Origin of the sequence: Actinopolymorpha sp. NPDC004070 (assembly GCF_040610475.1) — a bacterium.
In the GTDB taxonomy this organism is placed as follows: Bacteria; Actinomycetota; Actinomycetes; order Propionibacteriales; family Actinopolymorphaceae; genus Actinopolymorpha.
The window spans coordinates 515,886-524,917 of sequence record NZ_JBEXMJ010000003.1 but is presented as its reverse complement, the minus strand read 5'-3'; the positions used below and the strand labels follow the sequence as shown (position 1 = coordinate 524,917).

Genomic DNA, 9,032 nt, shown 5'->3' with positions numbered 1-9,032 from the left:
CCAGACCAGGCGAAAGCCCCTGCCCCCGACCGAACCTTGCCCACAAGGCGATCCGGAAACGATCACCTACAGCCCATCGGTGGATTCGGGCTTAGTCAGGCAGCTCTGTCGAGCCTGTCACGGCGCGACGACCTGGTGGTGGTCGCTCTCGGCTGCGTGCTGGTGACTCTTCTGGTGCAGGGGCTTCCCCGGAACGCTCTACCCCCAAGCAGGGTTCAGAGTTCGGCGAGCGACCCGTCGGGGTGGCGCCACGGTGTGATCCGATAGCTGTGCCCGATCTCCGCGGCCCGGCGTACCGCCTGCTCGTCCACCTGGACACCGAGCCCGGGACCACGCGGCCTAAGCAGGTGACCGTCCACCAGCGTGAACGGCTGCTCGTCGACCAGCCCGGCCAGCACCCGCGGCCCGCCGTCGGCCTCCAGGCCGAGCGCCTGTTCCTGGATGAGGAAGTTGGGAGTGGCGAGATCGACCTGCAGCGACGAGGCCAGCGCGAGCGGACCGAGTGGACAGTGCGGAGCCAGCGACGCCCCGAACGTCTCGGCCACCACGGCGATCCGGCGTACCTCGGAGATCCCACCCGCGTGGGACAGGTCCGGCTGCGCGACGGCGATGCCTGCCTGGAGAGCGGGGAGAAAGTCGCCGCGGGAGAAGAGGCGTTCGCCGGTCGCGATCGGAATGCTGGTGCAGGCCACGATCTCCGGCAGCAGGTGGCCGAACTCCGGCAGCACCGGCTCCTCGACGAACAGCGGCTCGAACGGCTCCAGCAGCGGGAGGACGCGGCGGGCCATCGCGGGTGAGAACCTGCCGTGGAAGTCGATCGCCAGATCGCGATCGGGTCCGAGGACGTCGCGGACCGCCGCCACCCGCCGCAGGAGAAGGTCGGTCTGCGCGGGTGTGTCGATGGGGCCGAGAGTGCCCGGACACCCGAGCAACTTCACCGCCGTGAGGCCGCCGGCGACCGCCCGGCCCGCGCTGTCCGCGATGGCGCTCGGCTCGTCACCGGCCACCCAGCCGTACATCCGGACCCGTTCCCGGACCGGACCGCCGAGGAGTTCGTGAACCGCCGCCCCGCGTACCTTTCCGGCGATGTCCCACAGCGCCTGGTCGAGGCCGGCGACCGCACTGGCCAGGATCGGGCCGCCGCGGTAGAAGGCGCCCTTGGTGAGCACCTGCCAGTTGTCCTCGATCCGCAGCGGATCCGCGCCGTCGAGGAGTTCGGCCAGCTCGTGCACCGCCGCGCGCACGGTGCCGGCTCGTCCCTCCAGCACCGGCTCGCCCCAGCCGACCACTCCGTCGTCGGTCTCCACCCGGACGAACAACCACCGCGGTGGAACGAGAAACGTCTCGATCCTGGCGATCTTCATCGGCTCACCGAGCACTCGTCACAGCCGGCTCCACGGTCTATCCCGGGTACCAGACGATGCGCGGGTCGTCGGGGCTTCGCTGGTAGTCCCAGGCCTCGTCGATCAGGCGTTCGGTGTCGTACTTCGGCTTCCAGCCGAGCAGGAACTTCGCCTTGGCGTTGTCCAGCCAGGTCGAGTGGAACGACGTCGGCACCTTCACGACCGGCAGGCCACGCGTCCTGGCGAGATGGTCCGCCACCTGCTGGTAGTCGACCGGCTCGTCCATGCAGACGTTGAAGGTCTCGCCCAACGCGGCCGGGTGGTCCAACGCGACGGCGATCGCCTCGACCAGGTCGCTGACGTGGACGAAGTTGCGCTTCAACGGACGCCCGTCGGCGTCCAGTGCAAGGGGAACCGCGCCGTCCGGGACGTCACCGTCCACCAGCTCGCGCCACGGCGGCCCACCGAACTGGTCGGTGCCGAACGACAGGGAGTACCTGAAGTCGTCCCGGTCCATGATCCAGGGCGCCCGCAGGCAGGTGGATTTCAGGCCGTACGCGATCTGGTACTGCTCGACCATGACCTCCTCGAGCACCTTCGACAGCGCGTAGCACCCCTCGTACGCCGTGTGCCCTTGCGTCTCGGTCACCGGCACCGGATGCTTGTAGACGAAGTGGCCGACGGCCGCGTCACCGCCGATGAGGACGAAGCGCTCGAACGTCGGGCTCTCCCGCGCCTCCTCCAGCAGCCAGAACAGTCCCTTGACGGCCACGTCCATGATCTCGTCGGGCGTCTCCTTGCACGTCGCCAGATGGACGACGTGGGTGACGCCCGCCATGGCCCGGCGTACGGCATCCCGGTCGGCGATCGACCCGAAGACCGACTCGACGCCGTCGACGTCGAGGCTCCGGTTGTGGCACAGCGCGCGGATCTCGCACGTGCCCTGGAGGCGCCCGACGAGGGCCCGGCCGACCTTGCCGGTGGCACCGGTGACGAGCAGCCTCACGAGTTCTGCCACTGCGGAAGGTCGAGGATGACGCTGCCCTGCAGATCCCTGCTCACCTTGCGCGCCCGGGGACCGTCGAAGAACTGCTCCTCGTCGAAGAGCCAGGACCGCGTGCCGCCGTCGGCCTCGTGCCGTGCCCGCAGGTCGGCGAGCATGCCCTCCCCCCGTCCGTACGACGGCCACTTCACGCCGGACTGGCAGAACGACATGTCGATGAAGAAGCGCGGGCTGTCCTCGCCACCGGGCTTCGCGCGACGGGCGTGCCACATCCCCGAGTGCACGATCAGCATCGAGCCGGGCGAGACGTCGTCGACGGTGATCGATCCCGGCAGGTCGGAGTCACCGAGGAACGTCAGCGCGTTGCTCTCCACGGCGTGGTGCTGCGAGCCGGGCACCAGGAGCAGGTCGCCGATCGTGCCGTTGAGCCCGTTGAGGTAGAAGAACACGTGCACCATGAGGTGCGAACGGTTGGTCTGGGGGTACTGCTCGTAGTCCTGGTGCCAGGCCACGCCCCTCGTACCGGCGTCGTGCCGCGCGGCGTGAATGTGGTGGAAGACGTACCGCTCGCCGCCCATCACCTTGTCCACCTGCTCGAGTGCGCGCGGATGCCAGGTGAGCGCGCCGATCTGCTCGTTCTCGTACGCGTTGAGCTGCGGCCTGGCCGACGCGTGCTGGTCGACGGCCGCCTTCAACGTGTCGATCTCCTCCTTGCCGAGGAAGTCCGGGAAGACGGCGTACCCCTGCTCCTGGAACGTGTCCAGCATCTCTTTCCCCTTTTGGCCGCCCGAACGGCAACGTCGACGAACATGGTGGAGCTCTGCGCACATCGGCACGGCAGTGGGCGGACAGCACGCAAGGTCAGGTTGCGACGCTATCCGCGCCCCGATTTCAGTGTCAACGAGGCCCACCGCCGCCCTGCCGGTACCGGCCGTGCTCGTGTCTCGGCACGCAGTGGATCGGCCGTCGACCGGATGCCAGGACGCGGTCGAGGGCGGCCCGGCCGGCGGCTCCCCAGGTCGGCTGACCGCCGGGCAGGCCGCGCTCTGCCGCCTGGCCGATCCCGATCAGTGAGACGCTACGGAGGACGGCCCAGGCACGTGCGCGCCGCACCGTCGCGTCGTCGGCGATCGCGTACGAGTCGAAGAAGTGCGAGACGGTGTCCGCCGGATATCCCGCCGGATGTCCCGCCGGAAGTAGAAGCCACGCGGCGGCGAGGTCGGTCGCCGGGTCACCGGCACAGAGTTCACCGAAGTCGAGTACGCCGGACAGCGTGCCGTCGGAGGTGACGACGTTCGCCGGGTGCAGGTCACCGTGGATCCACACCGGCGGGGCGTCCCAGCCCGAAGCTGTGACGCCGTCGTTCCAGACGGTTCGGGCCTCGTCACGCAGGTTGCCGGAGCCGACAGCGCCGAGCTTCTGGTCGAACTCGTCCGCGACCGCGCCGAGCGGTACGCCGCGCTTCGGGTTCGCCGGCGCCTCGGCCGGCGCACCCGCGTGGAGGGTCCTGAGGAAGGCCGCCAGTGTCTGCGCCGCGTGGGCGCCCCGACTGATCGGTACGCGGTCCGCCGGCTCGCCCGGCACCCAGCGCGTCACCATCCACGGTCTTGGGAAGCGCGCGGACGGTTCGCCGACTCGAACCGGAACCGGCACGGGCAACGGGAAGCCCGGTGCCAGGACGGGCAACCATCGCGCCTCCTTCTGGAGGAGTGCCGGAGCACGCGGCGTGCGCGGCAGGCGCACGGCAAGCTCGTCCCCCAGCCGCCACAGCTGGTTGTCCCATCCGCCGGAAACCTGGCGGAGTTCCAACCCGGCAAGGTCGGGATGCTGCTCGCGCAACAGCGAGCGCACCAGCGCCTGGTCGATCTCGGACTTCTCCACCAGCTGAGTCCTCCTCACGGCAATGGGACACGAGAGTGCCGAAGCGGCTGTCAACCTGACCTTTCGCTCGCCGATCAGGTGGCCCCTGCTTCCCGGCAGGCGCCGCCGCCGGCCACGAACAGGTCGATCAGCTTGACCTGTCCGTCGGCCGCCCGCATCACGTGGTCTTCGAGATCGACGCCGGTCCAGTACGGCACGTTCGTACGACACTCGTGGTCGAGCGTGTGCACCTGCCTGCGAAGCGTACGCAGCCGGGGGTCCGGGTCGTGGCTATCCGCGGGCGTACCGGAAGACGACCTCGGCCACCTCGGGCGGCGGGGAGCCCTGCGCCCACACCAACCGGACCGCGTTGGTCTCCTGCCCGCCCGCGGAGAGCTCGGTGAAGTCCGGCGCCAGCGTGCCCACCGTGCGCCAGCGCCGCGAGCCGTCGCGCACCTGAACCGTCGCCCGAGCATCCGAGGACGTCAGGACGACGAGGCTTGCCAGCGGTCTGCTCCTCGACGCCGTCACCACCAGTGCGTCACCGTCGTCCGGGGCCGGCGCCGCGCGGTACCACGTGTCGACGGTGCCGTCGGCAGCGGCACGAAGCGACGAGCCGTCACCGGGTGCCGGTCCTCCCGAGACCGAGTACGTGACGTCGTGGGAGTCGCGTACCTCGACCGAGAACTCGCGGACCACCAGCCAGAAGCCGTCGTTGCCGCCGGTGACCCGGTAGCGGACGTACCTCGCGGTCGTCCCCGCCGGCGCGCTCGCGCGTACCTCCGCGGTGGTCCCCGTCGCGAGCGCCGTCCACGACTGCCCGTCGGCGGAGTACTCCAGCGCGCCGGCGTGGATGTAGTCGTTCGGGCTTCCCGACTTCGACATCAGCAGGGCGATGTCGCCGATCTGGTGCACCGCGCCGAGGTCGACCCCCACCGAGTCGCCGGGCGAGGGCGGTCCGTCGGTCCAGTAGAACGTGCCGGGGTCGCTGTCGACCATGCGGTCAGGGGCGTTGTCGGCGTAGGTCCCGAGCGTGGTCGTCGGCACGGGCCGGGTCCTCGTCAGCCCGAGCCACGTGTCGTTGGCCCCCTCGGTGTCGGCGATGAACCTGTCCAGCACGCCGTCGGCGATCCGCGGGTAGGTGCTGTCGTGCGGAGCCCTGGAGTCCCGGATCGCTTTCGCCCGCGCGATCAGGGGCGCGATCCGCTGCCGTTCCCGCCAGGCCCGTGCGCCGTCGCCGGCCTCCTGGGCCTCGAGCATGTCCAGCGCCGTGAGCCCGGCCTGTGCCCACAGCTGCGTCGCGTCCAGCCAGGCGGCCGCCTCGGGCACGAACCGCGGATCCGTCACCCCGGCGCGGATCGCCCCCGGCGCCTGTCCGAGGGACTTCACATACGCCCGCAAGCCCGCGATCGCCGCACCGCGGTCGCCGGCCTCCCAGAGGGACCAGAACGTGCCGATCCGCTGGCGCAGCTCGGGGGCCTGCGTCTTGTGCAGCGTCCCGTCGTAGGTCGACACGTCCGCGAACACCCGCAGCGCCGCCGCCGTGGCGGCGTCCCCGCCGGCGAGTTCCTTCAACGCGGTCTCCCACGCCGCCCGGTCGTCGAACGTCGCGTCGTGCCAGGAGAAGTCGGCGAAGGAGAACAACGCGAGCTTGCTCGTCGCGGCCTGGTTCGACGGGTTGGAGATGACGCCGACGACATTCTCGGACAGTCCGCGCTCACGTCCGGTGTAGGCGCCGAGCGGGAGGCGACCTGCGATGTAGTCGTTGACCGGGTAGTTGTCCCAGACCAGGACCTGGTGACCGAACACCTTCCTGGCCGCGGCGGCCTGGGCGTTGGTGATCGTGGTCGGCACCACCCCCACACCCGTCCAGTGCACGACGACGTGTGGGTCGAGGTTGTCGCGGATGGCCTTCTTGTACGGCGACTCGGTGGTGTTGTAGTACTCCGTCGGCACCATCTGCAGCGGCCCCACGTCACCCTTGCTGTCAACCCAGGCTTGCACGCGGTTGAGGAGGTACGCCTGAGCCTTGCCCGCGCCCGCGGCGCCGGTCCCGAACTTCGCCGGATCCTCGTCGCAGTGCCAGCTGTTGTAGTCGATGTCGTCCAGCGGCACGTTGAACGACCGGCCACCGAGCGCGTAGATCGCGTCGAACTTCGCCAGCAGCGCGTCGAGGTCGGCCTTGGAGGAGTAACAGATCGACAGCCCCGGCGACAGCGCGAAGGTGAAGTCGACGTGGTTCTGGCGCGCGCGGTCGACCAGCGTGCCGAGCTCGGCGAGTTTGTCCGCGGGGTAGGGGTCGCGCCAGCGTTCGCGGTGGAACGGGTCGTCCTTCGGCGCGTACTCGTAGGTGTTCATCTTGTGCGCGCCGAGGTAGTCCACGTGGTCGAGCCGGTCCGCCTGGGTGTAGGGCGTTCCGTAGAAACCCTCGATCGAGCCGCGGTAGCGCATGCTCGGCCAGTCCCGGATCGACACGCCGGGCAGCGCGTCGGGACCGGCCTGTGGTCGCACCAGCTGGCGGAGGCTCTGGGCGGCGTAGTAGGTGCCGTCCGCGTCGACGCCGTCCAGCACGACGTGTGAGCGGTCGTCGGGAGTACGCCCGGCCGCGAGCACGTAGCCCTCGGCGGGCAGCCCCGACGGTCCGTCGACTCCCAGCGCCGTCAGGACGTCCTTGCCGCCGCCGAGCCACACCGTCACCGGCGTACGCGGGTCGTCCCCGTCGGTGGCCACGATGTCCGTGACGCCCGCTCGGGTGAGCGTGTCCCTGACCACCTTCTCGGCGGCGGGGTCCGTCGTACTCCCACGGACCAGGCCCACGGTGCTCGTCAGCGTGAACCCGTCGTCCCGGGACGTCTCCTGCTGAGGGGTCGGCCACACCCTCGGCACCTCGGCCGAAGCCGAGTCGGCGACCGCTCGGGACCCGGCGGCACCCGCGGACACCGCCGAGACCACCGGGACCGCTCCGGACATCGGCACGAGCACCGCCGCCGCAATGGTCAGGGCTGCTCTGAGTCGGGCGGCCACCGTGACTCCTCACCTGCCACGTCGCCGTCGGCGCCGTGACTGTGGATGAACGAACGTGAACGCACAGAGATCGTGCCGGTCCCGGGCATCCTCCGGGCAGGGGTACCGCGTCGTCAAGGTCGGCCGGAAGCCGCGGCCGACCACGGCCGTGGCGGCCGGGACCGCCCCGTTACCGTTCCCGTTACTGTTCCCCTCCCCCACGGCGGTGTCATGAAGGCGATCATGCTCGGCGGCGCGCTCTCGCTCGTCCTGTCCCTGGCGTTGACTCCGGCGGTGGCCCGATTCTTCCTTCGGAAAGGGCTCGGCCAGCCGATCCACGACGACATGCCGATGCACCAGGTCAAGCAGGGCACGCCCACCATGGGCGGATCCGCCGTCATCGCCGCCGCTGCCGTCGGCTATCTGGTCGCACACCTCCTCTCAGGCGCCGGCCCGTCGGCGTCCGGCGTACTCGTCCTGTTCCTGCTGGTCGGCCTCGGCGTGGTCGGCTTCCTCGACGACTACCTGAAGATCACCCGGGAACGAAACCTCGGCCTGCGCGGCCGTACGAAGCTGATCGGCCAGACCCTCGTGGCCGTGGTGTTCGCCGTCCTCGCCGTCCGGCTGCCCGACGCCGACGGACTCACCCCCGCGTCGACGTTCGTCTCGTTCATGCGTGACCTGCCCGGCCTGCAACTGGGAGCGGTGGTGTTCGTGGTGTGGGCGCTGTTCATGGTGTCGGCCACCTCGAACGGCGTGAACCTCATCGACGGGATGGACGGCCTCTCCGCGGGCACCTGCACGCTCGTCTTCGCCGGCTACACGATCATCTCCGTCTGGCAGTTCAAGCAGTCCTGCGCCACGGCCGGCCTGCCCGGCTGCTACCACGTCCGCGACCCGTACGACCTCGCCATCCTCGCGTGCTCGCTGGCTGCCGCCTGTGCCGGATTCCTGTGGTGGAACGCCAACCCGGCCCGGATCTTCATCGGTGACACGGGCGCCCTCGGGCTCGGCGGTGCCATCGCCGGGTTGGCCATCACGAGCCGGACCGAGCTGCTCCTCGTCGTCATCGGCGGCCTCTTCGTCGCGGCGAACGCCTCGGTGATCCTGCAGCGCGGCTACTTCAAGCTGACCAGGCGACTCACCGGCACACCGCGCCGGATCTTTCTGAACTCTCCCATCCAGCACCACTTCGCGCTCAAGGGCTGGCCCGAGATCACCATCGTGATCCGCTTCTGGATCATCGGCGGCATCCTCGTCGCCGCCGGGGTCGGGATGTTCTACGCCGAATGGCTCACCTACTCCTGACCCGCTTGCCCTAGCCTGACCGGATGGCCGCGCGATCGGTTGTGGTGGCGCCACGAAAGCCGCCGCGTACACCACCACCCTCAGCGCGCGCAGCGCGCTGTTCCTCGTCGGCCCGGTCACGCTACTCGAGCCACTCGGTGACGAAGCGGGCGTTGGCGTGGATGTGGACGGCCTCGTAGCCGCCGGCGCCGGTGGAGAACCTGTGCGGTGTGTACGCCGGAACGACCAGCACCTGGCCGGCGTGTGCCTCTACCTTGTCGTCGCCCACGGTGAAGGTGGCGGATCCCCGGCGGATGACGAACGTCTCCGCGTAGGGGTGCTGGTGCAGTCGGGGACCGACCCCGGCCTGGGTGGTGGATTCCAGAATGATCGAGACGTTGCCGGCGCCGGGGAGCAGTTCGTAGTTCTCGGTCCAGTCCTCGCCGTCGTCGCGGCCGTCCGGTCGATCGATCACGAAGGGCTTCATGGTCGGGTTCCCGCTCTCCTCGTCCGGTTCCGTACCTTTCGACCGCCAC

At 69.9% G+C, this 9,032-nt stretch carries 8 protein-coding genes; 1 reads left to right on the top strand and 7 read right to left on the bottom strand.

What is annotated here, in order from left to right; translation table 11 throughout:
• Window positions 1–215: 215 nt before the first annotated feature.
• The 6 genes from dgoD to ABZV93_RS08855 form a co-directional block, all read right to left on the bottom strand.
• Window positions 216–1,364, bottom strand: a complete 1,149-nt coding sequence (gene dgoD, locus ABZV93_RS08880) for a galactonate dehydratase (RefSeq protein WP_354932559.1) — start codon at window positions 1,362–1,364, stop codon at window positions 216–218.
• 37 nt (window positions 1,365–1,401) lie between these two features.
• Entirely contained in the window at window positions 1,402–2,361 is a 960-nt protein-coding gene (locus ABZV93_RS08875; protein ID WP_354932557.1) for an NAD(P)-dependent oxidoreductase, read from the bottom strand.
• Window positions 2,346–3,113 carry a phytanoyl-CoA dioxygenase family protein gene (locus ABZV93_RS08870; RefSeq protein WP_354932555.1) on the bottom strand — a complete coding sequence of 256 codons (768 nt, stop codon included), beginning with the start codon at window positions 3,111–3,113 and terminating at the stop codon, window positions 2,346–2,348. Before ABZV93_RS08870 ends, ABZV93_RS08875 begins: the two co-directional genes overlap by 16 nt.
• Before the next feature lie 130 nt (window positions 3,114–3,243).
• Window positions 3,244–4,227: a phosphotransferase gene (locus ABZV93_RS08865; RefSeq protein WP_354932553.1), complete on the bottom strand. Its 984-nt coding sequence runs from the start codon at window positions 4,225–4,227 to the stop codon at window positions 3,244–3,246.
• Window positions 4,228–4,301: 74 nt separating this feature from the next.
• Window positions 4,302–4,457, bottom strand: a complete 156-nt coding sequence (locus ABZV93_RS08860; protein ID WP_354932551.1) for a hypothetical protein — start codon at window positions 4,455–4,457, stop codon at window positions 4,302–4,304.
• 40 nt (window positions 4,458–4,497) lie between these two features.
• On the bottom strand, window positions 4,498–7,230 hold the full coding sequence (locus ABZV93_RS08855; RefSeq protein WP_354932549.1) for a beta-N-acetylglucosaminidase domain-containing protein: 2,733 nt from the start codon (window positions 7,228–7,230) through the stop codon (window positions 4,498–4,500).
• Between the two features lie 210 nt (window positions 7,231–7,440).
• Here ABZV93_RS08855 and mraY point away from each other — a divergent pair, with 210 nt between their 5' ends.
• Window positions 7,441–8,517, top strand: coding sequence for a phospho-N-acetylmuramoyl-pentapeptide-transferase (mraY, locus tag ABZV93_RS08850; RefSeq protein WP_354932547.1), 1,077 nt, complete (start codon window positions 7,441–7,443; stop codon window positions 8,515–8,517).
• 121 nt (window positions 8,518–8,638) lie between these two features.
• Here the strand turns inward: mraY and ABZV93_RS08845 are convergent, their stop codons facing one another.
• On the bottom strand, window positions 8,639–8,971 hold the full coding sequence (locus ABZV93_RS08845; protein ID WP_354932545.1) for a cupin domain-containing protein: 333 nt from the start codon (window positions 8,969–8,971) through the stop codon (window positions 8,639–8,641).
• Between the last annotated feature and the right edge of the window lie 61 nt (window positions 8,972–9,032).

Bases quoted from the DNA above. Each gene is read 5' to 3' on its own strand.
- dgoD (WP_354932559.1), bottom strand. From the start codon at position 1,364: ATGAAGATCGCCAGGATCGAGACGTTTCTCGTTCCACCGCGGTGGTTG.
- ABZV93_RS08870 (WP_354932555.1), bottom strand. From the start codon at position 3,113: ATGCTGGACACGTTCCAGGAGCAGGGGTACGCCGTCTTCCCGGACTTC.
- mraY (WP_354932547.1), top strand. From the start codon at position 7,441: ATGAAGGCGATCATGCTCGGCGGCGCGCTCTCGCTCGTCCTGTCCCTG.